This is a genomic window from Nodosilinea sp. FACHB-131 (assembly GCF_014695395.1).
Classification (GTDB): domain Bacteria; phylum Cyanobacteriota; class Cyanobacteriia; order Phormidesmidales; family Phormidesmidaceae; genus Nodosilinea.
Window position 1 is genome coordinate 68,493 of record NZ_JACJOF010000040.1, and the last position, 25,695, is coordinate 94,187.

25 protein-coding genes and 1 pseudogene are annotated in these 25,695 nt (G+C 55.2%); 12 read left to right on the forward strand and 14 right to left on the reverse strand.

Going from position 1 to position 25,695, the window contains the following annotated elements:
• Positions 1-272 precede the first annotated feature (272 nt).
• Together H6F75_RS26345 and H6F75_RS26350 are read right to left on the reverse strand one after the other, a co-directional pair.
• On the reverse strand, positions 273-455 hold the full coding sequence (locus tag H6F75_RS26345; protein ID WP_190756128.1) for a hypothetical protein: 183 nt from the start codon (positions 453-455) through the stop codon (positions 273-275).
• On the reverse strand, positions 452-901 hold the full coding sequence (locus H6F75_RS26350; RefSeq protein ID WP_242020374.1) for a thermonuclease family protein: 450 nt from the start codon (positions 899-901) through the stop codon (positions 452-454). The genes H6F75_RS26345 and H6F75_RS26350 overlap by 4 nt, the downstream gene beginning before the upstream one ends.
• 288 nt (positions 902-1,189) lie before the next feature.
• Between H6F75_RS26350 and H6F75_RS26355 the strand changes: the two genes are divergently transcribed.
• Together H6F75_RS26355 and H6F75_RS26360 are read left to right on the forward strand one after the other, a co-directional pair.
• Positions 1,190-1,711, forward strand: coding sequence for a hypothetical protein (locus H6F75_RS26355; protein ID WP_190756132.1), 522 nt, complete (start codon positions 1,190-1,192; stop codon positions 1,709-1,711).
• A gap of 60 nt (positions 1,712-1,771) precedes the next feature.
• Positions 1,772-3,277: a hypothetical protein gene (locus H6F75_RS26360; RefSeq protein WP_190756134.1), complete on the forward strand. Its 1,506-nt coding sequence runs from the start codon at positions 1,772-1,774 to the stop codon at positions 3,275-3,277.
• Between the two features lie 277 nt (positions 3,278-3,554).
• On the opposite strand, the gene H6F75_RS26365 is transcribed toward H6F75_RS26360, so the two are convergent.
• The 9 genes and pseudogenes from H6F75_RS26365 to H6F75_RS26405 form a co-directional block, all read right to left on the reverse strand.
• Positions 3,555-4,562 carry a hypothetical protein gene (locus H6F75_RS26365; RefSeq protein ID WP_190756136.1) on the reverse strand — a complete coding sequence of 336 codons (1,008 nt, stop codon included), beginning with the start codon at positions 4,560-4,562 and terminating at the stop codon, positions 3,555-3,557.
• A gap of 164 nt (positions 4,563-4,726) precedes the next feature.
• Positions 4,727-5,725 (reverse strand): hypothetical protein, encoded by a 999-nt coding sequence (locus H6F75_RS26370; RefSeq protein ID WP_190756138.1) that lies wholly within the window; start codon positions 5,723-5,725, stop codon positions 4,727-4,729.
• On the reverse strand, positions 5,676-6,560 hold the full coding sequence (locus H6F75_RS26375; RefSeq protein ID WP_206754703.1) for a hypothetical protein: 885 nt from the start codon (positions 6,558-6,560) through the stop codon (positions 5,676-5,678). The genes H6F75_RS26370 and H6F75_RS26375 overlap by 50 nt, the downstream gene beginning before the upstream one ends.
• A 68-nt stretch (positions 6,561-6,628) precedes the next feature.
• Positions 6,629-7,651 carry a metal-dependent hydrolase gene (locus H6F75_RS26380; RefSeq protein WP_190756142.1) on the reverse strand — a complete coding sequence of 341 codons (1,023 nt, stop codon included), beginning with the start codon at positions 7,649-7,651 and terminating at the stop codon, positions 6,629-6,631.
• A gap of 6 nt (positions 7,652-7,657) precedes the next feature.
• Positions 7,658-8,557, reverse strand: a complete 900-nt coding sequence (locus H6F75_RS26385) for an AAA family ATPase (RefSeq protein ID WP_190756144.1) — start codon at positions 8,555-8,557, stop codon at positions 7,658-7,660.
• The gene (locus H6F75_RS26390) at positions 8,524-9,099 is read right to left on the reverse strand and encodes a hypothetical protein (protein WP_190756146.1); all 576 of its coding nucleotides are present in this window, start codon (positions 9,097-9,099) and stop codon (positions 8,524-8,526) included. Before H6F75_RS26390 ends, H6F75_RS26385 begins: the two co-directional genes overlap by 34 nt.
• A gap of 115 nt (positions 9,100-9,214) precedes the next feature.
• Positions 9,215-10,141: pseudogene (locus H6F75_RS26395) on the reverse strand (RecQ family ATP-dependent DNA helicase); the annotation flags it as partial.
• Between the two features lie 171 nt (positions 10,142-10,312).
• A complete protein-coding gene (locus tag H6F75_RS26400; RefSeq protein ID WP_190756148.1) occupies positions 10,313-11,128 on the reverse strand; it encodes a hypothetical protein in 816 nt (271 codons plus the stop codon).
• 293 nt (positions 11,129-11,421) lie between these two features.
• The gene (locus H6F75_RS26405; protein WP_190756150.1) at positions 11,422-12,360 is read right to left on the reverse strand and encodes a serine hydrolase; all 939 of its coding nucleotides are present in this window, start codon (positions 12,358-12,360) and stop codon (positions 11,422-11,424) included.
• Between the two features lie 228 nt (positions 12,361-12,588).
• On the opposite strand from H6F75_RS26405, the gene H6F75_RS26410 reads away from it, so the two are divergent.
• From H6F75_RS26410 to H6F75_RS26445, 7 genes are all read left to right on the forward strand, one after another.
• A complete protein-coding gene (locus H6F75_RS26410) occupies positions 12,589-13,344 on the forward strand; it encodes a dienelactone hydrolase family protein (RefSeq protein WP_190756152.1) in 756 nt (251 codons plus the stop codon).
• A 262-nt stretch (positions 13,345-13,606) separates the two neighbouring features.
• Positions 13,607-16,174, forward strand: a complete 2,568-nt coding sequence (locus tag H6F75_RS26415; protein WP_242020369.1) for an adenylate/guanylate cyclase domain-containing protein — start codon at positions 13,607-13,609, stop codon at positions 16,172-16,174.
• A 176-nt stretch (positions 16,175-16,350) separates the two neighbouring features.
• Positions 16,351-17,295: an acetyl-CoA carboxylase, carboxyltransferase subunit beta gene (accD, locus tag H6F75_RS26420; protein ID WP_190756192.1), complete on the forward strand. Its 945-nt coding sequence runs from the start codon at positions 16,351-16,353 to the stop codon at positions 17,293-17,295.
• Positions 17,296-17,494: 199 nt separating this feature from the next.
• Positions 17,495-18,001, forward strand: coding sequence for a photosystem II cytochrome c-550 (psbV, locus tag H6F75_RS26425; protein ID WP_190756154.1), 507 nt, complete (start codon positions 17,495-17,497; stop codon positions 17,999-18,001).
• A 222-nt stretch (positions 18,002-18,223) separates the two neighbouring features.
• Positions 18,224-18,640: a plastocyanin gene (gene petE / locus H6F75_RS26430; RefSeq protein WP_190756156.1), complete on the forward strand. Its 417-nt coding sequence runs from the start codon at positions 18,224-18,226 to the stop codon at positions 18,638-18,640.
• A gap of 154 nt (positions 18,641-18,794) precedes the next feature.
• Positions 18,795-19,244, forward strand: a complete 450-nt coding sequence (locus tag H6F75_RS26435) for a GNAT family N-acetyltransferase (protein ID WP_190756158.1) — start codon at positions 18,795-18,797, stop codon at positions 19,242-19,244.
• Between the two features lie 264 nt (positions 19,245-19,508).
• On the forward strand, positions 19,509-19,988 hold the full coding sequence (locus H6F75_RS26445; RefSeq protein WP_190756162.1) for an OsmC family protein: 480 nt from the start codon (positions 19,509-19,511) through the stop codon (positions 19,986-19,988).
• 9 nt (positions 19,989-19,997) lie between these two features.
• On the opposite strand, the gene H6F75_RS26450 is transcribed toward H6F75_RS26445, so the two are convergent.
• Together H6F75_RS26450 and H6F75_RS26455 are read right to left on the reverse strand one after the other, a co-directional pair.
• The gene (locus tag H6F75_RS26450; protein ID WP_190756164.1) at positions 19,998-21,005 is read right to left on the reverse strand and encodes an alpha/beta fold hydrolase; all 1,008 of its coding nucleotides are present in this window, start codon (positions 21,003-21,005) and stop codon (positions 19,998-20,000) included.
• A gap of 5 nt (positions 21,006-21,010) precedes the next feature.
• Positions 21,011-21,946: a fatty acid desaturase gene (locus H6F75_RS26455; RefSeq protein WP_190756166.1), complete on the reverse strand. Its 936-nt coding sequence runs from the start codon at positions 21,944-21,946 to the stop codon at positions 21,011-21,013.
• A 236-nt stretch (positions 21,947-22,182) separates the two neighbouring features.
• On the opposite strand from H6F75_RS26455, the gene H6F75_RS26460 reads away from it, so the two are divergent.
• Entirely contained in the window at positions 22,183-22,899 is a 717-nt protein-coding gene (locus H6F75_RS26460) for a GntR family transcriptional regulator (RefSeq protein WP_190756168.1), read from the forward strand.
• Between the two features lie 150 nt (positions 22,900-23,049).
• Positions 23,050-23,577 carry an alpha/beta hydrolase gene (locus H6F75_RS26465; RefSeq protein WP_242020370.1) on the forward strand — a complete coding sequence of 176 codons (528 nt, stop codon included), beginning with the start codon at positions 23,050-23,052 and terminating at the stop codon, positions 23,575-23,577.
• 395 nt (positions 23,578-23,972) lie between these two features.
• Here the strand turns inward: H6F75_RS26465 and H6F75_RS26470 are convergent, their stop codons facing one another.
• Positions 23,973-24,734 (reverse strand): metallophosphoesterase family protein, encoded by a 762-nt coding sequence (locus H6F75_RS26470; protein ID WP_190756170.1) that lies wholly within the window; start codon positions 24,732-24,734, stop codon positions 23,973-23,975.
• A gap of 269 nt (positions 24,735-25,003) precedes the next feature.
• Between H6F75_RS26470 and H6F75_RS26475 the strand changes: the two genes are divergently transcribed.
• On the forward strand, positions 25,004-25,339 hold the full coding sequence (locus H6F75_RS26475) for a hypothetical protein (RefSeq protein ID WP_190756172.1): 336 nt from the start codon (positions 25,004-25,006) through the stop codon (positions 25,337-25,339).
• Positions 25,340-25,695: the final 356 nt, after the last annotated feature.

A 25,695-nucleotide genomic window follows, 5' to 3' on the forward strand; every position in this document is an offset into this window, starting at 1 on the left:
ATTTTGTTTATTAACTAATGCGGTATATGTTCTAGGGACACCTCTCCTTAAGGAGGTGTAACGTAATTACTGCGTGCTAAAACAGCAGTGTTTCAATGTTTACAGATGATTTAAATAAGGCTTTATAAATGTGCCGTTTTTATCTGCTTGTTTCAGGATGCCCATCAGAATGACGGAATAACCCTTAACTTTTCTTAACGTCAGAGATTGACTACATTCGCTCCTATCAAGACTTTGGAGCTTACCTTTAGGCTTGAGTCTGTCCAGAAGCCCTAACCGATTACTGCATCATCATCCAGGTCTTTCAACGCCTGCACGATCGCCAGTCTTACCAGCATGGCCTTCTTCTTTCCAAACCTGTCTGCGACCTGAGATAGCTGCTCATGCAAAGATTCGGGCATGTCAACGGTAAACCGGACAATGCGCTCTGGAGTTGAATCGTCTGGAGTTCTCATTCGCTAGCCTCAGCCTCCCACAATCCCACTGCTGCGTCCTTTGCCTGGTCTTCGGCCCCTGTAATCACCACACTATTGGGGCAGTCATTCACCGCCTGATCAACATAAGCCAATCCATCCAAAACCAGCTGGCTGTTGACATGGATCTCTTCTCCCTTATCAGTCGGAACAAAGACCTCTGCCAATAGATAACCCGCTGGGTCGCGCCCTACTGGCACGACTCCCACTGTGCCGTCAGAACTTTGGCCTAGGAGCTGCTCAAGCTTTGTCCTGCTCGATTCCCGAAGAGGGTGGTCTAAACCTGGAACCGCGATGCCGCATAGTCTGATCGGCTCTTGGCTGCCCTCACTACGGCCCACAAAATTACTGCCATCCTCAACAGTCTCAACGGCCCAGTATTCGGTCTGCTGCTCGGTAAAGCGCTGGGTTTCTCCCCGCTGAACCATGTTGCTCACCGCGCAACCCGTAAGACTACTTAGAGCAACGGCTAAAACAGGCAGCAATTTTACAGTTTTCATAGATGTAATCCCATAGTGTGCCGGACGTTGACAACGGCTTTGAAAAAGTACGGTTAGTCCAGTGTTCCCAGTAGTCCACTCGATGGAGGTTCGCAGTTAGCTGATATGAAAAAACGTAGATTTCTAGCTATGGCAGGGATTGGATTGGTAGCTGCTGCTGCTATTGCGCCTATTGCTTCAGCACAAATGTATAGCAGCAACACCGTTTATAAAGTGATGCGTTCTAATGGCTCGGCTCAGGTAATTGTGGCCAACAGAACTCCGGGAGAACGTTTGACAATTTCCTATCCTGGGGCCACCTCGACTCGCCGGGTCACAGCTAACGCCTGTGGTCTCGTAGTGCTGCGAGATGGTGCATCTAGTTCCTTAGCAGACCTGGTTTCTGTAGATGGCGCACCAATCAACCAGGCGGCACTACCCACTCAGCTGCTCCCTCGTTGTGTCAACGGCAACCTCGAAGAACCCCGTGCGGCCAACTTCAAGACTGGGGCCGGGGAAGTCGTGATTGTCAAAACTCCAAATACTGTCTATGAAGCGGCCTACGGCGGTGGGCGCGATCGCAATGTGACAGCCAATGCCTGTGGATTTGCAGCGATCAGCGAGAGCAGCGCCTATCCCTGGGCTAGTAACCCAACCATCGTGATTGGGGGCACCACTTATACAGTGGCCACGTTGCCAACAGCGAACCCAGAACCTCTTTGCCGCAGTGGGCAACTCTATACCCCCGCTAGCTGGTAGTAACGTTTGTCTCCTCGCATTCACCCTGAACCAGCCTCTCTGCGGAGAGGCTTTTTTATTATGAAACTACCTTTCTCCCTTCCTTTATTGCTGCTGCTAGCTACCCCTTTACTGGCCGCCCAGGGCCACGTGTATCGAGATAGCGATGGAGCAATTTCCGTTTATAAGCTAGAGCCCAATGCTCAAGTTCAAATCGGCATCGACACTTCACCAAGCCGTAACCTCATCTCGAACCGCTGTGGCCTGCTGGTGGTGACGAGTTCCGCCAACTATCTCACCGCGACAGTTCAAGTCGATGGGGCAGTAATCAACCCAGCCAATCTACAAACCCGCATCCGGCCCAACTGCCGGCCTAAGTCAGACGGTTCCTATGCCCTTGATGAAGAACGGCCCAACCACTTCAAGACATCGAATGGCGACCTAGTGATCGTAGGCAAGCAACCCGAAACTCGCTACACCGTTAGCTATCCTGGCCAGCTCCGCATCTTGACGCGCAGAGTCAATGCCTGTGGCATTCTACGAGTGCGCGAGACGAACACCATCAACTTCAACCAAAGCATCCTGCTGCCCACCACGTCGGCCTCAACCTATGCAGAGTTTCAGATTGACCAGATACCGCTAACTACACCCCTAGAGTGCTACCGCAATGATCTATACCTGCCTCAACCCTGGACAGACATTTTTGCTGAGGCGATCGCAGGCAGTGAGATAGCGGCGGCAGTAGTTCAAGCTGCCCGGTCGATTCCGAGTGCGATCGCTTCAGGTGTTAGTGGTTCTGGTGGTGAAGGTGGTTCTAGCGGGGGCTCTGGCAGTGGTGGTGTCTCTAGTGGCGGCTCTAGTGGCGGCGGTACCTCGGGTGGTGATTTGGGTGGATCTAGCGGGTCTGGAGGTGGATCTAGCGGACCTGGAAATGGCTCAGGCAGTTCAGGCGATGGCACAGAAGGAACTTCGGGCGGTGACCCCGGCGAGAACTCCGGGGGTGGCTCAGGCGGGAATTCTGGCGGCTCAGGGGGAAGTACGGGATCCCCTAGCATGACTGATTTCACGTTGGCTACCTATAACCCTACGATCCATGACTTTAACAGCGATGGTTTAGTAGATGATGCCACAGGTAACGGTGTGCCTGACGACCGAGACAACGATGGGTTTCCTGATGGACCTTGGGAGCCAAATGACTTTCCGAAATCTGCTGGGCCAGGGTTTACTATTCCAATTAACGCTAGCCTATGCTATGGCTACAACGGCAACCTAGTTGCATCCTCCTGGAGCTTCACAAGAGGGCTAACGTATTACCTAACTGCTGACGATGGCTTAGGTAGAGCAGCATCCCAAAATCCTTTGCCAGGGACAGCAGGTGGATCTACATCGGGACCTCCAACGGTTCGTTTTGAGGGCGACTTCCGGGCCAGCAACTTTAGCCATACATTTGAGGACAGCAATCGCGGAGGCCATATCGCCAGCGATGATGAGTTCAACGACATAATGTTCCACTTCTACTGGGCAGAGGAGCCGTCCTGCTTGATGCCGCCCTGGATGCTCAACCCGCCCAATGGAATTGCATTTTAAGCGTAGCTACTCACTCCCCAAAACCATCATTTGAATCCGTGCTAGGGTTCTCAGCCTCGCCCAAGCCCATTAGGTCGAGGCTTTTTGGGGTCGAGCGAGGAAGGCTACCCCAGGCTGATCAAACTATCAAAATGATCACTAAATCGGTAGCCAGTTGAGCAAGTTTTTATGTTTTCTATAGCTGCCATACTCCTTACTATCGACCTAAAGGCTAATTCCTTAGGGAAGAGTCTATTTTAAAAATAAGTCCATTTAGCACCGATAAATATTTCAAGTTTCAGGGATTGCGAACATTATCTCCTCCCTCCAGAAAGCCATTATTGTTAGGGCTGTAGCAAGGAGCAGATGCTTCAATGCTTACTTTGCCCCAGAGAGTATAGTTTCCTTCACCAGGTTTGACAGGTTTATAGTCAAGGATTTTTACCTTGGAACCTTGGCACAAGACCCCCACTATTGAGGTGCCTGAACTGTCCGCTAATGCGGACAAATCATACAAATTACTAGGAGGTGCTTGGCGAACATAAATTGGAGATGAAACATTAACAATCTTGTTTTCAAAATTCCGTATCACATTTTCATCAATTGTTGTGCCCTCCGAGTTTAAGGCTTTGTCCTTAGAGATTTCTTTTTGAATTTCCAAGTCAAATCCCCCTTGATAGTCTATATCTAGACTATCAGAGTTTGAAAATCTCCCAAGCAGCATCCAGCCTTCCAAATCGTTGCTAGAAAATAAACTAAACAACTGAGTGCTTCCATTCGTCACCTGTGGGCGAATATCTGCATTGGCCTTTACGCTTTCGAGGGCTGCATAATTTGTTTTCACCCATTCAGCCTCTATCCTTCTAACAGCCTCTCTGAGCGAAGGATTGTTGTCTAGTATCTTTTCTCTCTCGTTTTTATTTTCAGATAAGATAAGGTAGGAGATTGCCTCATCTAAAACATCACTGTCGCGCGAGAGAGCAATTGAAATCAAGATTCTTTTCTTGTCGTAATCATTTGCTAGCGAGTATAGGGACGCAAAAGCAACTCTTGATTGCTCAGGATCTTCTCCTGCTAGTTGTGAAAGAGAATCCTTAATCTCTTTCTGAAAATATCTTACTAAATCAACTTCTCTATTGAGAATCTCAACTCTAATAGTATTAAAAAGCGTCACTGCTGGGGTAATTACGACGGCAATGATGATCCCCAGTGTTTGTCCCCATTTAGCAATAAATCCGGAAAAAGAATTTCTTGAATCTTTCTCATCTACGGACTCATCTGAGTTGTTATCTGTTGATGCACTCATTATTTTCCGGATTATAGATTATTGGCAAAGTAGTTTAACTTGCTCAATTCACTCTAAAGGAGCGTCTTAAAAATATTTGTGAAGGCGCAAAAAATCTTCTTTTTATTTGATGCGTGTTGATTTAGTGAAACTAAACTTAAATTATCAAATCCTATAGCAACTTTCTATTCACTTCCCAATACGAGCATCTGAATCCTAGCTAACCGAGTTCTTAACTTCGCCCAGGCTCGGTAAGTATCCGCCTTCTGCCTATCCAATTGTGATAAATGACCCAAGTATGTAACACTGTCGATGCGATCGCTGAAACGATAGTCAATCTCCAGCAGCCGGTGCTGCACAGTGGCGCGGCGAGCCACCTCCTGAGAAATTTGGAACTCGCGCCGGGTGGCATCAAACTCTAAAACCTCAAGGGCAACCTGCTCTCTTAGGGTTTCAGCGATCTTGCGTTTCTCCTGCTCAATTTGGGCCACCTTTACTTGGAGGTCACTGATGGCGATCGCCGTCTGCTGAGCCCTAGCATTAGTCTGAGTCATACCGCGAATTAGGGGTATCCCAATCAGGCTAAGAGCTTCATTAATGGCGTTAAGAGGGTTGCTGAAAGCTGAGAGTAGTCGGTCAAAGAAACCCCGCTGCTGCTGCTGGCCATCCACTAGGACAGTCTCATAGGTCAGGTAGCGAGACATCAGCGGTTCAAAGGAGTCCATCCAAACGGCGGTTTGGTTGCGGGAGCGAGCCTCTTCAATGCGCTGGTCAATGCCGTCAATGCGTTCTTGAATGATGGCTAGAGTTAGGTTGTTCTCTACGGCCATCGTCTGTAGTTCGCTGATGCACTCGGTGGTGGGCTCCAGGCAGGGCAAGTCACCCATCATTGCAGCCCACAGGTCTTCGTTGATCTGGGTTTGGATTAGCAGATCGAGGTTATCGCCCAGGGGGTTAAGAGGGTTGTCATCGAGCTGGTAGAACTCATCGGGATGGGAGAGCAGAGGAAGGGTTGGGTCTTCCACATCAACAGGTTCTCCTCCCTCCTCCCCAAAGGCCTCTTCTTCCTCGAAGTCCGCTTCCTCAGAAACCTCTTCTTCCTCGAAGACTTCTTCCTCTATGTACTCTTCCTCATCAAGGCTGTCCTGGGCCAGGGACGGGGAGGGGCTGGACAGTAAAGGCATCAGGGCTAGGCCCACCGCCAATAGATAGCGTAATTTCAACGGAGAGGCGGTTGTCTGACTGCCCCAGCCACTTAACCCGGCGAATCGTTCCTGCATAGGGACTCCTGACCGTTGATAGGTCGATTAGTTTGGCGTTGATGTCTTCCACCTGGGCTTGCAGCTGGGCCTCTTGAAACGCCTTTTCCCGACGCTGCTGCTCGGCCTGCTGGAGCTGTTGAGAGTGCATCAATCTTTGTTGGTTGGCCTCTTCAGCCCGTCGCGCCATGGCCAGGGAATGTTCGTACTCCTGAAAGGCCCGCTGCTCCTGGGCCTGACTAAATTCTGCTTTGGCTAGCTCCAGATCCCGGTACAGCTTTTCCAGGATGCGGTCTTCGTGCTCGCGCATAGCTGGAGGTACTTCAGCGGGCTTCATAGTGCCCAGCAGGTCAATCTTGCGCTTCTGGAGGTCGATGTTGTCTTCGATCGCGGCAATCGCGGCCTCTTGGGTGCCGTAGTAGACCGGGGGTAAGCCCGATATCGGGGGCACCGGCAGTGGTTGAGGCGGGTTGAGCACCTGCTGGTTCTGAATGCGCTGGAGCGAGATTTGGGTCTTTTGCAGCTGCGCCTGTAAAGCGCTTCTCTCACGGGTGCGGTCAGCTAAAACATCCCCAGAGGCAACATAATCCCCTTGCCTTACTTTCAAGTCGTCGGGTTCACTCAGGCTCAGCGTGAACGTGAGGACTCGTGGTTGAGTGCTAACCGGGGGTGCAGTTATTAATTGTGGTTGGGATGGCTGTACTGTTGGAGCCTGCCCCTGGGACGGCTCTACCCGCGTAATCCAAATGAGTCCTATCATCCCCAGAACACTCCCTAGCCCGATGAAAGCTTGTAGTGGTGGGCCTTCACGGTGGGGAGTGGGATTGGTCATGCCTTTACTTTCACAAGGACACTGCCCTGTAGAATCCAGAATTCCCGCAGCAGAGCCAAAATCTCCTGGGGATGAGCATTTTGTAGCTCAATCCGTCCAGTGGACAGTCTTATTGTGGGGTAAGTTTCGAGGCTGCTGGGGGGTGGCGCTTCGTCGAGATCATCAATCACTAGGCTGCCGCTGATGTAGGCGTTCTGGGGTACAGTCACCAACCATTCCATCACCCCCACCTCTTGCAGGTTGAACATCTGGGCTGACACCTTGACTGGATCCCCTAGGTTGACTTTGACTCGGTTGGGCCTAATCTGAGCATCGGCTCCTTTCCCGATTTTGTAGATTTGGCTAGTGGTCACATTTTCAGCAATCACATCGCTGGTGCTGGCCTCCAAAATCTCATAGGTGCCGCTGACCGATTGGCGGGTGTACGTGTGGATCCCTTCTACCGTGACAAAGACCCTCTGGGAAGCTCCATGCTTGTGGAACAAGTCAGCGGCGGTACCGGTGTCGTTGAAAAATGTGCGGGCCACCGTTTCAGAGAGCCCTCCGGCGCTGGTCAAGTTGATGCTGACGACCGTGAGAAAGACAGCGGTGGCTAGTACCCAATATTCAGCGGGCGATCGCGTGTCGAGCCGCGCCCTGGGGTTGCCAGGTATCACTAGGCGGGCCGGGTTGGGGTAGAACGCTTCCACCCCTGACTTGGTAAAGGCATCGGCAAACCAGCCAATGAAATAGCCCACCACTACAGCCACGAAGAATTGCCATCGCCACCACAGCAGGGGTGCCGCCAGCACAGCCACAAGCCCTGTAGCCATAAACGAGTGGGTCAAAGACCGATGGGGAAACCGCTGCTCTAGAAAGTTAGTAAGGGGCCAAATCAAGCGGCCTGAGAAGCTTTCTGTAGTGTCGATATCGGGCAGCTGGGATGCGATCGCGGCAGTAGCCAGAACGTAGGGGTCGGCGGTGCCAATCCCAATCGCTGTAGAGGCGATCGCCAGGGCGGCATGAGTAACGCTCATCATGAGGGGCTATCGTCCTAGGCGAGTTGACTTGCGGTTGAGGGTATAAAACAAGGTCCGTAGCGTCAGGGCTAAGAGGGTGGCCACCCCGCCTACGATATAGAGCGCTTTGTCGCCTAGGCCAATACCGATGAACCTCACAATGCCGATGGCGCTAAGGCCAGCAATCAGGAAAGGGGTACCGTCGATGTACTGCCGATGGTCAGTGCTCATCTCTTCCCCAATGCCCAGCAGTTCCTCATGCACCACTCGCTTAGCCAGAGCTGGGTTGCCGCCGACCCGCTGCTGAAGGTCAGCAAACTTGGTGGGGTTGATGGCCATGCCCTGAGCCGTAGCTTCGGCATACATGATTGTGCGGATCTGGTCTGGGGTCATTGGATCCAGCTCCATCCGGGGCAGCTTCAGAAACACATCCCGCGCCGGGGGCCGATCCGCCAGCAGAAGCAGTAACCCTTTTCCCCTCAGCAGTTCTTCCATCCAGTAGCGGAGGCTAGCGGGCCAGCGGTGGGCGTCATCAGCAATCAGCAGCCGTCTACCGCAGTTCATATCCTTGGCAATCTCGACCCGTAGCTGATCAGCGGTGAGGGGCTTGGGCCTCTCATCACAGGTTTCTGTGGGCACTCCAAGATCTTCAGCGATGGCCATCAGGGTTTGCTTGGCACTGCCTGCATAGGATGCGATCGCTACCTGGTAGTTACTGCCCAATCGTTTGGCAATCTCTATCCCCAGAACACTTTTGCCACTGCCTGCTTCCCCAAGCACTAGCAAGGACTGCCCCTTCATTAGGGAGCTGATTATCTGGGCGATGTCATCTTCCCTGAACTCCACCACCAAAGCGCTGCCGTCGCGGGCGGCGAGGGGTTTGGCTGAAGTCCTTATGCTGCTGTGGCTCCCCGCTGGCTGCGCCACTGGCCTAGAATCTGGCTGGCGATCGCGGCGGGGTTCGCTTTTGGGCGGGTGGCCTCTCGCACCTCCGTCACTTTCCCCTGAAGGTCGGGGGCTAGGTCGTCAAAGGTCATCTGCTGGGCTAGCTGGGCCACTACCAAATCGCCCATAGCCATGTTGTGAGCAGCTAACTCCTGAGCCTGACGGATGAGGCGCTCTAAATCGGGAGTGTCTTGGGGAATGTCGTTGTTCCACGGAGGAGTATCGCCTAGCCCCGATTCCGCTGATGTGGCGAGGGCCGTTTCCTCGAACCCGTCGATTTTCCCGGTAGCTACCACATGCAATCGCAGTGCTCGGATCCGGTCGGCTTGCTGTGGCTCCAAGTAAGCTTTGCCGCTGCCGTCCTTCTGGGCCTTGATGTCGAGGTGCTTTAGGTAGGTGTAGTAAGCATCTTTCTTGATCCCCAGCTCTGCCATCAGGTCATCGGGCCGCACCTGGTGCTCGACTATGAGGTTGGCCGAATTCTGGTCTGGGAAGTCACTCTGGGCCGAATTCCGCTCAGTCATGGGATAAAAATTTTTTAAGGAGTGCCCATATTATGGGAATCTCAGCGGATTCATTGGCTCAGGCACACCACCCGAATTCTGGTGAAGGGTTTGTGAACTGTACTTTTTTATGAGCATTGGTGCCCATGGCAAAGGCCGAGGTGCAGACTACAAACTGGAGTTTGTCGGCCATCCAATCGGCTTCGATCTGGCGGCGATCGCGGCTGCTCAACCCGGCGTGGTAGGGCGCTACTCGATAGCGATCGCCCAACTGCTGAGCTAGCGCCTCGCTATCTTTACGGGTGCGCACATAGACTAACCCTGCGTTGGGGTGCTGCTCAAGGTAGCGTTTCAACACGCCCTTGCGCTGGCCCTCGCTGATCACAGCCTTCACCCGCAGATCTAAGTTAGGACGGTGGGGGTTGATCCGCACTACCTGGGGCGACTGAAGCTGTAGCACTTCGCGCAGAACGGTTTGGGCCGCAGGATCGGCGGTGGCGGTAAAGGCCGCAATGGGCAAGGTGCTGCCGGCGGGGCGACAGTCTAACAGCGCTTTTCGCACTGTCCCCAATCGGCGATAGGCAGGACGAAAGGTCTCACCCCACTGCACCAGGCAGTGGGCTTCATCTAAGATGAGGCCGTTGAGCCGGAGTTTCGGTTGGCAGAGCCGTTCCCAAACAGGCGGGCTGAGCAAGGTCTCAGGCGAAACGTAGAGCAGCCGCAATTCTTGACGTTCTAGCGCCCTAAGAGTGCGGTGGCGCACGGGTGGCGGTAGCTGACTGTGGAGAGTGGCGGCCGGTAGAGCTTTATCGTGCAGTTCTTGCACCTGGTTTTCCATCAGCGCCACCAGGGGCGAAACCACCAGCGTCAGACCTGACTGCAGCAGCGCCGGTAGCTGAAAGCACACCGATTTTCCGCCGCCGGTGGGCAGCACGACCAAAATATCTTGACGATTGAGCAAAGCCCTGACGATCGCATCCTGGGGTGAGCGAAAGTCGCTATAGCCCCAAATCTGCTGAAACGCCTGGAGCACGTCAGCCCAGGCCACGGATTGTTCTACCATTGCCACACCCTGCCTTGTGCCTTCAGGGTGCCCAGGTCAGCCTCGCGATTCAGCCCGTGGTTAGCAGCGTGCTACAAGGAAGGGGATCGCGCCTGAGCACGATCCCCTTCCTTGTCTATGGCTACCGTTGCCTTAGAGGGGCATTAGCAGAGGGGTGATTATCCCCAGGTCTTATTCAAAGATGAAGGGGAAGTTGTAGCCCACGCCCAGGGAGATACCCAGGGCAAAGCCGCTGGTAACCCGGAAGTTGCCCACGGCGTTGAAGGTAAAGTCGCGGGAGATGGGGACGTCGGCCCCAGCGTTGATCAGCAGACCGATATCGCCACTGGTAGGAATGTCGACCCCGGCGCCAACATAGGGCTGGGCACGGAACCCGTTGTAGCTCAAGGTGCTGAAGTTGTAGGTCACCGGAATAGTAAAGCTCGACCGGTTGTTGGTGATGGTAGCCCCAGGCCGCACCGAGAAGCGAGGGCCAAGGGAGATTTTGCTGATGACGTTAAAACCAAAGCTAGACAACCCGCTGTCGCTGCGGTTGCCGATGCCAATGTTGCCGCCCACGCCCAGGTAAGCGGGGGAGATTTCGTAGGCCGGGCGGGTGCCCTGAGCTAGGTCAATAGAATCGCTGGCGGCGGGCGCGGTTTCAATGGTGGCTGCCGTCAGAGCCGACTCAATATCGGCGGTATCGAATAGGCTTTGGTCAGCGGTTAGCGACTCAGCCTCGGGTAGCGCCAGCAGGCTAGCGTCAGACTCTACAGGGGCGATCGCCTCAACGGCAGGCACTTCAGATGCAGCAGGCACTTCAGCGGTGGTGGCTTCGTCAGCTACAACAGGCTCAGCGGTTGCTTCAGTAGAGCTTTCGACTGCTTCAGCTAAAGTGTTTTGGGCCAACTCTAGCTCGGTCAAGTGATTGTGGGCCAGGGCCGGGGTAGCCATACCGGCTACAGCCGCCAGACCGAGAGCCAGGGAAACTTGCTTGAGATACGCCATGATTCGTTCACTCCTCAGATTTTTAATAGTCAAGGGTCATTAGCATTTAGCCAATGATTAATCGCTCTTAAAATCGCATTGCCGTAGTGAGATTCAGGAAAGATAAAACCATTCCCGTCGCTACAGATTCACACACCACATGTGCCTCTGAAATTGGCTGAATTGTACCATCTCCAGCCTAGGAGCGAGGCCATGTTGACAACATTCTGCACCTACTTTGGATAGACGCGACTCTACATTAAGGCAGATCAATACCGAAGGGCACTCGGCATTCTGGAACATTGGTCCTAACTCTACGGACTGACCACCATATGCTGAACTATAAGACTGGCCAACCGAGGTAAAATTTGTCGATTTTTGCTGTGCCCAGAGCCTTCGACAAAAGCTACTAATAAACCGGGTTCGCCACTGGGTAGCTCAAAGTAGGCGGCGTCGTGGCGCACCTTGCTGGTATACCCCGCTTTTGAATAGAGCCGAGTGCCCTGGGGTAGGCCTTCCCCTAAAAAGCCGGTGAACTGGTCTTCTTCGCCGGGGTCTGGCGGGGCGGTAGGTTGGTGGCGCGCCAGCAGGGAGAGCATGGTCTGCGATCGCGCTGCCGACACCGCTACTCCACCAGCAATGCTGTGAATCAACCGGGCCACAGCGTCGGTGGTGAGTCGGTTGCGATTCTCATAGTGCTTGCCCACAAAAGCCCGCTCGCGGCCGTAGGGTCCATCGCCCCAGGGCTTTTGATTTAGGTTTACCCCCACCAGCTCAGGCCACGGCAACGACTGAAAGAAGCGGTTGATGATGTTGCGCTGGTAACACCAGGTTTCAAAGGGGCCAGGGGGCAGCTCCGGGCCGCTGGTGGTGCCGCTGAGTAGATCGACAACTAGAGAAGTAGCGTCATTGCTGGAGTCCACAATCATGTCCTTGAGCGCCCGATCTAGCTCCGCCGATGGCGGGATCATCCCCTGCTCTACCCACTCATGGGCAGCCACCAGGTAAAACAGTTTCACCACGCTGGCCGGGTAAATCAGCTCAACCCCTCGATAACTCGCCCCCCGAGGGCGGCGTTGCCAAAAATCATCGGCACTCAAAGCTCCGCCAGTATTGACTATGTAGGGTGGGTCATAGACCACCCAGGTGACGGCAATTTGAGTCGGCGTCAACGCAAATTCGGCCCGCACCTGCTCTAATACCTGTTCAAGGGCCGTTTGCAGGTCAGGATCGGGGGCAAAAAATGTCGTCATGCCAGTGCTTGTGTTCTGCGTAACCGCTTGTTGATTAAATCATCCTTCACCATAGCGGGGTGTGGGGTAGATGGGTGGATGGGTGCAGGGGTGGATGGGTGGATGGGTTTAAGATCGGTTGTAGTGGGCTCTTTGAAACGACTATGCCCTACCCCTACTCCCTACCCATCTGAAATTCTCAAATCTATCGCGGCTCATTTTATAGATTGTTCTGTTAGAGGTTAGGTTGTGCAAATTCAACGCCGCGAGGTGGGTTTGACCGTGGATGACAGCCTAATGCGGCTCTATGTGGTGGAACCTGTCGTTTCTGGCCAATATCCCGGCATTCTGTTTTACTCAGATATTTACCAACTGGGAGGGCCAATTTTGCGCCTGGCCGATCGCCTGGCAGGATACGGCTACGTCGTAGCGGCCCCCGAGATCTTTCATCGGCTAGAGCCTATTGGCACCGTGATTGAGCCGAATGACCTGGGTCGTCTGCGGGGCAACGACGACGCTAGCCGCACGGAGGTGGCTCAATACGATGCCGATGCAACGGCAGCGCTGTACTGGCTTCAGACGTCAGATGCCGTGGCCTCCGGACAGCTGGGGGCAGTGGGCTTTTGCATCGGTGGCCATTTGGCCTGTCGCGCGGCGCTGAATCCTGCTGTCAAGGCGGCGGTGTGCTGTTATCCAACGGGTATCCACAGCGGCAAGCTCGGGAAAGACAGGGCCAATACCCTGGAGCGCCTGGGCGAAATCACCGCCCGTCTGCTGCTGATCTTTGGGGATCAAGACCCCCATGTGCCCGCTGAGGGTCGCGATACGATTCTCGGTGCCTTAACAACAGCGGGCGTTGACCACAAAACTCTGATTTACCCTGCCAACCACACCTTTATGCGCGACGATGGCTACCGCTATGACTCCGCTGCTACTGACGCGGCTTGGGCGGAGGTGGTAACCTTCCTTGCCCGTAGTTTTGGCACCGCTGCGCCACATTCTTGAGGGCCTGGGTATGCTAGGGCATGGCCAGGGGGCAGGCATTCTGTGCAAATCGCAACTTTCTGTCCTACGACCTAAGGTATACGGTTAGAGTAAGAGGTGTTTAGCAGGTTTACTAATACCTCGGCGAGAGGGTTTTGTGGAGAGGGGTTTCCCTTTCAATTTGTCGCTTCTGGAAGATTGAGCCTGCCTAATTCCTCAACTTAACCCAGGCGGCTGACTGCGCCCATTGCTTTCCCATCTGCCACGCTTGAATAGGGTTCCCATGGCACCTCAGATCGATGGCCTTTCCGGGCCGGTCTTCAACCAACGCAGCATGATTACCGCGCTGTCTCTGGCCAACCAGACTAGTTCTCTCACCAACCGGGTGCGCGATCTGCCCACTCCGCAGTTCATCAGTCTGCTCGACCAAATTACGGCGGAGTTTGAGCATTTTCTGCGCGCCATCGACATGATCAACAACGAGTCGTTGGAGGTCATGCTGGAGCAGATCCTGGAGGCGTTTACCCTCAAAATTGGCCAAATTCTCCAAGCTGAGCGCACCACTATCTTTATGGTGGATCAGGAGAAACAGGAGCTGTGGTCGAAGATTGCCCAAGGGGATGGGGAGCGATCGCTCGAAATTCGTGTGCCTATGGGCAAGGGCATCTCGGGCCATGTGGCCACCCACGTGCTGCCGCTGAATATTCCCGACGCCTACGCCGACGATCGCTTTGACCCCACCCACGACAAAAAGACTGGCTACCGCACCCGCAGCATTCTCTGCATGCCGGTGCTGAGCAAAAAGACCGACAACATTGTGGCGGTGGTGCAGCTGCTCAACAAGCTCAACCACGCCCCCTTCGACGAGCAGGACGAGCGCCACTTTAAAGAGTTTGCCGAGTCCCTAGGAGTCATCCTCGAAAGCTGTAACTCGTTCTATATCGCGGCGCGCAATCAGAAAGGCGTGGCCGCTCTGCTGAAGGCGATCTCGTCGCTGGAGCAGAGCTTAGATCTGGAGAAGACCCTGCAATCGGTGATGGGAGAAGCCCGTCAGCTGATGCAGGCCGATCGCAGCACCCTGTGGCTGATCGACGACGAGAGCGGCGATCTGTGGTCAAAGGTAAAATCTGCCGATGGCAAATCGATGATGGAGCTGCGCAATTCTAAAAACAGCGGCATTGTCGGTCATGTCGCCACTACCGGCGAACTCCTCAATATCCCCGATGCCTACCAGGATCCCCGCTTCAACCCCGAACCCGACAAACGCACCGGCTACCGCACCCGTAATATCCTCTGCATGCCGGTATTTGACTCGGGCGGCAAGCTGATTGCCGTCACCCAGCTGATCAACAAAGCCCAGGGCACCTTCACCACCTCAGACGAAGCCTTCATGCGGGCCTTCAACATTCAAGCCGGTGTCGCCCTAGAGAATGCCAAGCTGTTTGAGAGCGTTTTAGTCGAAAAGCAGTACCAGAAAGACATTTTACAAAGCCTTTCCGATGCGGTGATTTCCACCGATATGGAAGGGCGAATTATCACCATCAACGATGCTGCCCTCCAGCTGATCGGCTGCCCCGAAGACACCGATCACAGCCGCACCATTCGCGATCGCTGGTGTGCGGCTCTACTCCACCGCCCGGTGTGGCAGGCGATCCCCGTTGAGAGCCTGCGATTTCGCATTCAAGACAGCCTCAGTACCGGAGCCCGCCACTACGTGCCGGAGCAGAGTTTGCGGGTGGCGATCGCCCCCGGCCCTGGCACTGAACTAGACCCGATCTCTGAGCTGGCCCTGCCCGACAGCGACAATCCTGCCCTCTACCGACCCTGGGGCGATCCGACCGGGACTCCGGTACCCAAAGAGGTGGTGCAGATCATTGAGCGCAGCATCAATCTCACCGTTAACCCCTTGACCAACCCCGAGGGCGGCGTGCTGGGCGGCCTGCTCGTGCTCGAAGACATCAGCCAAGAAAAGCGGATGAAGAGCACCCTCTACCGCTACATGACCCCCGGTGTTGCCGAGCGGGTCATGGCCCTAGGCGACGATCTGCTGATGAAAGGCGAGCGCAAAGATGTCACGGTGCTCTTTTCAGATATTCGCGGTTACACCACCTTGACCGAAGACCTGGAAGCCGACAAAGTCGTCGAAATGCTCAACGCCTACTTCGAAACGATGGTGGAGTCGGTGTTTCATTTCGAGGGCACCCTCGATAAGTTCATTGGCGACGCGCTGATGGCCGTGTTTGGTGCGCCGTTGCCCCTGACCAACCACGCCTGGGCCGCTGTGCAAAGCGCCCTCGATATGCGGCGACGGCTAGCCAAGTTTAATAACGAGCGCGGGGCTCTAGGGCAGCCCAAAATTCGCATTGGCATCGGCGTCAGCTCCGGCGAAGTCGTTTCGGGCAACATCGGCTCCCAGCGCAAAATGGAATACACCGTCATTGGCGACGGAGTTAATCTCAGCTCTCGCCTGGAGGGGGTGACCAAAGAGTATGGCTGCGACATCGTGATCAGCGAGTACACCTATGCCCTCTGTGCCGACAGAATTTGGGCCCGCGAGCTAGACCGCACCCAGGTCAAAGGCAAACAGCGCGCCGTTGGCATTTACGAACTTATCGATCAGCGCGACGCCCCGCTCACCGCCGATACCGAAGCCTTTCTCGGCCTTTACGCCCAGGCCCGCAGCGCCTACACCGCTATGCAGTTTGAGCAAGCTCTGCGCCTATTTGAGCAGGCCCAGCAGATGCGCCCCCACGACAAAGCCGTGACCGTGCACCTGAGCCGCGCCCGGCAATACCTAGTGCAGCCACCCCCCGAAGACTGGGACGGGGTCTATGTCATGACGACAAAGTAACGAACAGGCTGCAAACTGGTTTGACATTGGTTCTGCCATAGCTCAGGTCGGTACATCGGCGACCATAATCAAGTGTCCAACTCAGCCGATCTATCGGAGAAGGAGCAAACCCGGTAGGATGGGGGTTGTGTTCAAACGAACACTTTTAGGTCGTTCTGTCGCCGATGAGCCCACGCATGTCTCTGTTTGACTGGTTTGCCAATCGCCGTAAGTCAGGTCCCATTAGCGAAGACCGCCAGGAGCGAGAAATTGCTGACGGTCTCTGGACGAAGTGTGAGCACTGCGACGTGCTCACCTACACCAAAGATTTGCGCACCAATCAGTGGGTCTGTAGCGACTGTGGTCACCACCACCGCATCTTCAGCGACGAGCGCATTCGCCAGCTAATTGATGCCAACACCTGGCAACCCCTCGATGTCCACATTCAGCCTCAAGATCCACTCAAGTTTAAGGATCGCAAGGGTTATGGCGATCGCCTGCGCGATACCCAGGCCAAAACCAAACTCACCGACGCTGTGCAAACCGGCCTCGGCACGCTAGACGGCTTGCCCGTCGCCCTCGGCGTCATGGACTTTCGCTTCATGGGCGGCAGCATGGGCTCGGTAGTCGGCGAAAAACTCACCCGCATGATCGAGCGCGGCACTGCCACGAGCCGTCCGGTGATCATAGTCTGTGCCTCCGGTGGAGCTCGCATGCAGGAAGGCATGCTCAGCCTGATGCAGATGGCCAAAATTTCGGGCGCGCTCCAGCAGCACCAGGCCGCCAAACTGCTCTACATGCCGGTGCTCACCCACCCCACCACCGGAGGCGTCACCGCCAGCTTTGCCATGCTGGGCGACATCATTTTGGCTGAGCCCAAGGCCACCATCGGCTTTGCCGGTCGCCGCGTCGTTGAGCAAACCCTGCGCGAAAAACTGCCCGACAATTTTCAAACCGCCGAGTACCTGCGCGACCACGGCTTTGTCGATGCGATCGTGCCGCGCACCCAGCTCAAGCAGACCCTAGCTCAGCTCATTCGTCTGCACCAGCCGGTCGCCGCCCCCGCTGTTGTCGATAACCACACCCCCTGGGCCAATGGCCTCAATGCCGCAGAGCCAACCCATATTGGCGTCGATTTATAACGGCGAGCATTGGGAATGGCCCCCTTCGGTGGCATGATAGACATTACGTGAATAATTTAATGGGGAAAACTCCGTTGAATTACATCTAAATCCAAGCTCAGACGTGGAGTTTTGCCTCATGGGAAACTCCAGGCTCTAAGTTGGACTTAACATAGCTGTGTTGATTTCATACCCAAGCCCTATACATTCGAGGAGAACCATGTTGAAGAGATGCATTTGGCTAGTTGCGGTCGCACTCTTCTTTGTCAGCCACCTGGTCATGGGAGACGCTGTCGCGGCTGAGCTAGATGAAGCCACCCGTACCGTACAGCTCAATCCCGCTGGGGACACCTATGTGCTGTCTCTAGAGCAGGTAACCCGTGGCCGTCGCCAGTTTAACTACGCCTGTGGCACCTGCCACGTCGGGGGGATCACCAAAACCAACCCCACCGTTGGCCTTGATCCGGACTCCCTAGCCGGTTCCCTGCCTCCCCGCGACAACCTTGAAGCCCTGGTGGCTTACCTGAAAGAGCCGACGACCTACGATGGTCTGACCGATATTTCCCAGGTACACCCCAGCAAAAAGAGCGCTGATATCTTCCCCAAAATGCGTAGTTTGACCGAGGAAGATCTCGTGGCGATTTCAGGCCATATTCTGCTTCAGCCCAAGGTGATTGGCGACATGTGGGGAGCTGGTAAGACCCGCTTCTCTGCTCCTCAAGTCTAGGGACGGTTAGGTTACTTGGACGCTTCCCCATCGTTTGATGGATTAAGCCCTGGAGTTTACACCTGCGATTTCTGCTCACAGAGGTTCGCAGGTTGCCGAGAACGGCAATTACTCCAGGGCTGAGGCCCCAAGTTACTGCGCAAAGCAGGTAATATGCCATAGGAAGGCTGTTCAACAGCCCCCTGACTGATTGAACTAGAGATACGAGCTTTAGAGGTAGTTATGCAACGTGTATTTCGCGCCGCCCAGCGTTTGGGCTTGGTTATTCTGTCTGCTCTTTTAGTGGTGGGTACTCTCACCCTGGCCTCTGCCCCTGCTGCGGCCACCAACTACGATGTGAAAATGGGTTCTGATGCGGGTCTGCTGGTGTTTGAACCGAGCACCGTCACCGTCAAGCCTGGCGACACCGTGACCTGGGTTAACAACAAAATGGCCCCCCACAACGTCGTATTTGATGCTGCTGGTGTGCCCGGCGACAAGGCTCTGGCCGACAGCATTTCCCACACCCAGCTGACCTTTGCCCCCGGCGAAAACTACGCCACCACCTTTACCAGCGACATGCCTGCTGGTACCTACACCTACTACTGTGCTCCCCACCGTGGCGCTGGCATGGTAGCCAAGGTTGTTCTAGAGAACTAGTCTTCTGACTTTGAGGTGTTAGGCCCTGAGGCTTAACAGTAGTTGTGAAAAAGGGCGTCCTACGGGATGCCCTTTTTTGCTGAGGGCTATCCTCATGGGTTTTCGTTCTGCACGTTTGCTCGGTACACTAGGCCCACACATGCTTGGTCAGGCTATGCAGGTAAAAGATCTGACCCCAGCAGAATGGCCCTGGCCGCTACTGCTGGATGCCGATCCGTCGCGAGAGCTGATTGACGCCTATATTCATCAATCTACGGTGATGGGGCTGATGGCGGGGGATGCTGTGATTGCGGTAGTGGTGCTGCTGAATTGCGCTCCGCAGACGGTCGAAGTCATGAATATTGCCGTTGCCCCCAGCCACCAGGGCAAGAAGTTGGGGAAGTTGCTGTTGGCGGCAGCCGTGGAGCGATCGCGTCAACAAGGCGCCAAGCGCATGATCGTGGGCACCGGCACCGCTGGCATTGGGCAGCTGGCGTTTTACCAAAAAATGGGCTTTCGCATGGAGTCAATCGATCGCGACTATTTTGTGCGCTACTATCCAGAGCCAATTTATGAAAACGGCATTTGGTGCCGCGATCGCGTTTTGCTCTCCCTAGATCTGTAGGCTGCGGCGATTCCTGCAGGGATACTCATTCCGAGTCAGTTTCCGTTTCTGAGTGTATAAGCTTCACGCTTCGCGAATCACTATGGGGCAGATTCAGATTTACCCTCCAATGTATTGATCGCTCACCTGACCGCGTCGAGCAGTACAGTGAACCCAAGCGCACTTTGGCAGCGCAGTACCCCAACGACATTGACGAGTACATGAATGGCAAAGGCGAATTTGTGAAACGATGGCACAACGAGCCCTGCACTGGCGAGGACTAGTATGACCAAATCAAAGCCCCATCTCTACCGGGTGGAAGTGACCTGGACGGGCAACACCGGGTCGGGCACCCAGAGCTACAGCACCTACGATCGCGCCCACACCATTACCGCTGCCGACAAGCCGGCGATCGTAGCCTCCGCCGACCCAGTCTTTCGAGGTGACAAAACCAAATACAATCCTGAAGAATTGCTGGTGGCCTCGCTATCGAGCTGCCACATGCTGTGGTACCTGCATTTGTGTGCCGAGGCTCAGGTGATTGTCACCCGCTATGTCGACTACCCAATCGGCACGATGATGGAATCAGGGGACGGCGGCGGGCAGTTTTCTAAGGTTTTGCTCCGTCCCATTGTGACCATTACGCCCGAGAGTGACTCAGAGCTGGCGGTACAGCTCCACGAGCAGGCCCATCAAAAGTGCTTTATTGCCAACTCGGTGAACTTTCCGGTGCAGTGCGAACCGTCGGTGCAGCTGGAACCCTAGCCGAAGGGGTCATTGACCCAAAAGCGCTGCGATCGCCTCTTGAATAAACGCCTCGTCCTCAGGGTTTTGGTAGGGGTTACCGGCCCGATGCCCCCAGATCGAGGGGATGGGCCGATACTCGGCGTCGGGAATCAGCGCTGCCTCGGCGGCGCAATCCTCAGGAGTAAAGTACAGATCGGTGGTAGCGGGCATAACCAGAGTTTTGGCGGTGATTGACCCCATCGCTTTAGCGTAGTCGCCCTGGTAAACCGGATTATCGCTCACATCGCAGCGCAGCCAGGTATCGATCATGGCCAGCAAGTTGTGGGGGTCACGCTGGCGGTAGCCCGCCTCCCAGCCGCGCAAAATGTAGTCTTCGAGGGAGTCGTAGCCCCAGGCCAAGTAGGGCTTAGCCCGATAGAAAGCTTGACTGGCCGCCCAGCTGGCGTAGATCTGGGCAAAAGTGTGAAAGCCGCGATCGGGGGTGCCCTCAAACCGTTCACCGTTCCAGGTTGGATCGCTAATCAGGGCAGCCCGCAGGCTGTAGAGAAAGAGCTTGTTGTGATCGGTGGTTTTGGCGGTGCCGCAGAGGGTGACTAGGCGCTGCACGCGATCGGGGTAGAGGGCCGCCCAGTGGTAGCCCTGCTGCGCCCCCATCGACCAGCCATAGACCAGGGCTAGCTGGTCTATGCCAAGTTCTTGTGTAATTAGTGCATGTTGGGCACGCACGTTGTCGTAATGGGTGAAATAGACGCCGGGCTGAGCGGCTGCCGGGTCATTGCTGGGCGAGGTTGAAAGACCATTGCCAAACATGTTGACCATCACCACGCACCAGCGATCGGGGTCAAGAATGCCGCCAGAACGCACCAGCCAGTCAACATCGGTGTGCTGAGCTCCGTAGGATGTGGGGTAGAGGATGGCGTTGCTACGGTGACTATTCAACTCTCCATAGACCTGATACACCACCTCCACCTGGGGTAGGACAATACCGCACTGGAGAGGAAATTTCTGAAGCGTAAATTGTCTCGGCGTGACCATACCCATCAGCTAAAATCTGCCGTAATGCTGCGATGGGCTCGCACATAGCCAGCGTCTATGCAGGCAAAGTAGGGCTTGAGCTGCTCGTGGGCCGCCGACAGCGCCTGAAACGGAATTGATGGGTAGAGGTGGTGCTCCGCGTGGTAGGGCATGTTCCACATCAACCAGCGTAGGGGCCAGAGGGTGAGCGTGGTGCGGGTGTTGATTAGCGGGTTGGCGTCGTTGGGACAGCCGGTGTGCTCGGCTAGCAGCACAACCCGCAGCAGGGGTTGACCCACTGCCAGCGGCAGCACCCAGTAGGTGAACAAAAACCACGGCTGGCCCAGCAGGGTGGAGACAACTACCACCGCCGCATAGGTCAGCAGCTGCAGCTGCACTGAACGAACTACCTCAGCGTGGGAGCTTTCGGGTAAGTAATATAGACCGTCGAGTTGCCCCAGGGCGACTTTGCTGTGGTAGCGCACCTTGCCGATCCACCAGGAAACACCGCTCATCTGCCAAAAGTAGTTGCTTAAGCTGGTGGGCTTGTCGTCTTCTAGCTCAGGGTCTTTGCCGGGGATTTGGGTATAGCGGTGATGCCACTTGTGGTAGCGCCGGTAAAACGTGCTGTTATAAAACGACAGCAGCCCCGCCAGCCAGGCGGCTCCGTCACTGAGACGGGGGTTGGCGAAGGCGGTGCGGTGGCAGCACTCGTGCATGGCGCAAAACATCAGAGCCAGACTGGCCCCGTAGACTACCAGGGCGGGCAGCGCTAGCCCCAGAGGAGCGGTGGCCCAGAGGTAGCCGCTGACGGCCATCACTGCCAAGTGGCCAAAAAACTGCCTGGCCCCGGCCCAGTTCGATCGCTGGTTGAGGGTAGCCAAGGCTGTCGCCGATAAAATCTGGCGTGGTTGACGGGGCAATGGTCTGGACTCGACAGCAGGGGTAGTATTCGTAGGCATGGTTAACGTTCTGGTAGAAAATGTTTGGGCAACGTCAGATAATCAAAAAATGGGAAGCAGCCTGGTTGCGAAACGTCTAGGCGCTCAAACCACTATTCCCACAACGACCCACTAACTAAATCGGGCGGCACAACGACCCTCTGCCAACTTGTTATAACAAGTGAGCTTAGCACAATTATTTGGGGCGCCAAAGCCGTTTTGAAGAATGTCCGCCGTCTGTTGATGGTTTCCTGACCATGTCTACTCCGCTACACATCAGCATTTCTGAAAAGCTGCGCCACCAGATTGAGGTGGGGGAGTACAAGTCTGGCGATCGCCTGCCCAGCGAGCATCAGCTGATGGAAACCTTTAGCGTCAGCCGCATTACGGCCCGCCAGGCGGTGGCAAATTTGGTCAGCCAGGGGTTGGCGATCGCCTATCGGGGTAAGGGCGTTTTTGTCACACCGCAGAAAAAGGTTACCTACTCTCTCTCTAGCCCGCTGGTGTTCTTAGAGCAAGATATGGCCCGTCAAGGGGTCGCCTTCTCTTTTGAAAATCTGGCCTTTGAGTCGGTGCCTGCCGCCACTGACGTCGCCGCTGAGCTGGGTATTGCCGAAAAATCTGAAGTTTACCGGCAGAAAAAGCTCCTGCGTATGGATGGCGCCGCCGGGGCGGTGGATATTTCTTACTTGAGCACCGCGTTGGGTGAAGCCCTGGCTCCCCTCTTCAAGCGGCAGATGACCTTTCCTACCCTGGCCCAAAACGGCATTCCGGTCGAACGTCTAGACGGCGTAATTGAGTGCACCCATGCTGACTACGACCTGAGCGGCTACCTGGAAGTGCCCTTGGGCCACGCTCTCATGGTTTACCGCTACACGGCCTACAGCCGCGACCAGCAGCCGGTGCTGCATGGGTCGACCATCTCCCGCGCCGATCGCTTTTGCTATTCTCTCAGCACGCGATCGGGCAGCTAGAGCTAGTGAACCAGCGCGGTGTACTCAGGCTCTAATCTAGCCCAGAGCAACTAGGCGACTCAGTCAGCCTCGTTATACTGATCACACGCGTCAGGGCCGCAACCTTTAGGAAAGCCGTGACGTCAGCAGATAAATCGGTAGGAGGTCGCGATGCAACATCGAACCCATCAAGTCTTAATGGCAGTGGCGTTAACCAGCTTGGGTTTGGGAGCCTTGGTCGCTCCAGCGGGAGCGGCTGAGTCGGTGCGCCTCAACTACCGAGGGTTCAGCCGCACGGTGCCTGTAGCGTTGTTAACTGCCCTGGCTGAAACCGGTGACTCCTCCGGGCCACTCAATGGGCTGCTGAACCAGGCGGGGCAGAACCCAGCTGAGCTGCGATCGCTGCTGACTCGCCCTCTGCCCGTCAACTCAGTCGTGCTCGATCGCTCCCTCAACAGCGGCCCTGGAGAGTGGGCCCTCGATCAGCTCGGCGACTCTATCCACACGGGTAAAGGCGAAGCCGACCGCCAGGCGCTGCGATCGGCCCTGGTGCTATCTGCCAGCGACGATAGCCACATTACTCTGCTGGAGGTGCTGCAAAAGTACCCCACCCAAGAAGTGGTGCTAGAGGGCGATCGCATTCAGGATGCCTACAATAGTCTGGCCAGTTTTCTGCGGCCCCTGTCAATTTTTCTATAATCCCTAACGATTGAGGGACTCTGGCCCGCTCAGCGGTTCAAAAGCGAAACCGCTATCATTCCCACTACAATCGCTACCACCAGTAGCGTCAGTGGCTCTAGCTTAAACTCCGAGCCTTTGCTAGAGCCTGTGGCATAAAAAAACGCGGCAAACACCAGCAATATCACAACCAGATCTAGGCCAGTAAACACAACGCATTCTCCTACGGCCAACTGGAACCCTATGCTCGGCGATAACTGCACTTGACCAAAATTTTTATCTGGCCAGAGCCGTTTCGCCACTAGCTTAACTCAGTATTTTAGTCGTCCCGGCCAAAACTGAACGCTGAAATAAAAGCGTAGCTCTCGCCGGGTAAAGATTTTACCCGTAGCATTTCTTCTATGGGAAGTGGCGGGCTAAAACGCAGCGCGGCTGACCATGTCGCGGGGACGTTTTCTAATCAGCGTCGGGTCAAGGTAGGTGATTGCTTCGGCGCACGATCGCACCCGTTCAATCGGCTCAAACACATTTACTTGATAGACGATCTGGTTATCCCAGTCGAGGGCGGTGAGCCAACCGCTGCGGGGGTGGTAGACACCCGTGTCGATATCGAGCCAGCCGCGCCCGGCGACAATTTGGCCAGGGTCTACGCCAGGGAAGGTAAAGGTAATAGTGTGGCCCGTGATGATCAGCTTGTCGGAGAAAAAGGGTGTCAGACTGCTGTGGAAGGTTTCGCGAATCCAGCACATCTCGTAGCTGCTCTGTTCGGCGATGGGCAGCATGGGATTGACCCCGGCATGCACCAGCCACAGATCGCCTAGGTCAATGTAGAGGGGCAACTGGCGCAGCCAGTCGAGGTGGTCTTCGAGGGTGGCGGCGGACCCGTGGTAGCTGGTGAGGGTAGCCTGGCCACCGCTAAAGATCCAGCCCTGGAGGGTGGGAGGATTGATTTTGCCGTCGACAAAGGTATCTAGAATCAGCTGCTCGTGGTTGCCCCGCACACAGCCAGCGGCGTGACGACGCACAAAATCGACTACATCAGCGCTCTTAGGGCCGCGATCGATGAGGTCGCCGACACAATAGACTTTATCGTCGGGTTCTGGGGCGATCGCATCCCACAGCCGCTGAAGACCGTCGAAGTGACCGTGAATATCGCCAATAAAAATGCGTCGGGGCATGGGGCAGGAAATCCATTACCTTTATTATGCCTTAACCCCTAACTCAACTCCCGGTTTTTCGTAACGCTTAGGTGTTTAAAGGCAGTTCGAAGCAGAGTTTCTGACTGAGGTTAGAGATTTGTGATCGCCCGAAGGTAAAACGCCTACTTCTAGGGGCAGATGAGGTTTATTCTCATTGTTCTCAGGCATAATAAAAGCCAGCTTCAAGCACCTACCCCATGCGCCATTCCCGATCTCGTAGCCCGCTGCCTACGTCTTCCGCAAATCGAATGCCTGTTCAGCGGCGACGAGGACGGCGGCAGACAGAACCCTGGCGACGCCTAGCTCGTCATACCCCAGTATTTGAGCTGAGTGCTCGGCTAGGGGTGAACTGTTTTTTGGGGTTGGTAGCAACTGTATCGCTGGTGCGATTGGTGCCTTATCTCCAAGCTCAGGTGCAGCAGCTCGAGATAGTGCGCCATGAGCTTGACCAAGCAGAGGTAACCCACGCCCGCTTGAGAGCCGATTTTGATCGCTACTTTGACCCGACCCAGGCTGGTCGGGTAATTCAAGAGCAAACGGGCTATCGCACTAAGTCAGAACGGCAAGTGGTTTGGACGGATTAGGCGAGCCGAGCCTAGACGGCAAACGCAAGCTTCCGCTGGATGCAATGCTGACCACTGGGACGAGTGGGAAGTTTAGGGACTCTACGTGGTTTTCTTGCCCGCCTGTTTTTCAGAGATGAGCCCCGTTGAAGGGAAATGGCCGCATCTCAAGCGCGATGACTGCTGGGACGAATGTTTTTGAATGTGAAGCAGAATTGGCGCATAACGTCGTTATTGGCTTGAAGGACAAGGGCAGAAAAACAGCCACTCTACTCAGCCCATAGATACCAAAACTGCTTAATCTTTTGTCATAATGATCGGTTTTTTATACCTGTTCTACTGAGGGAGTGTTTGCAGTATCCTCTGGTCGGGAAAAC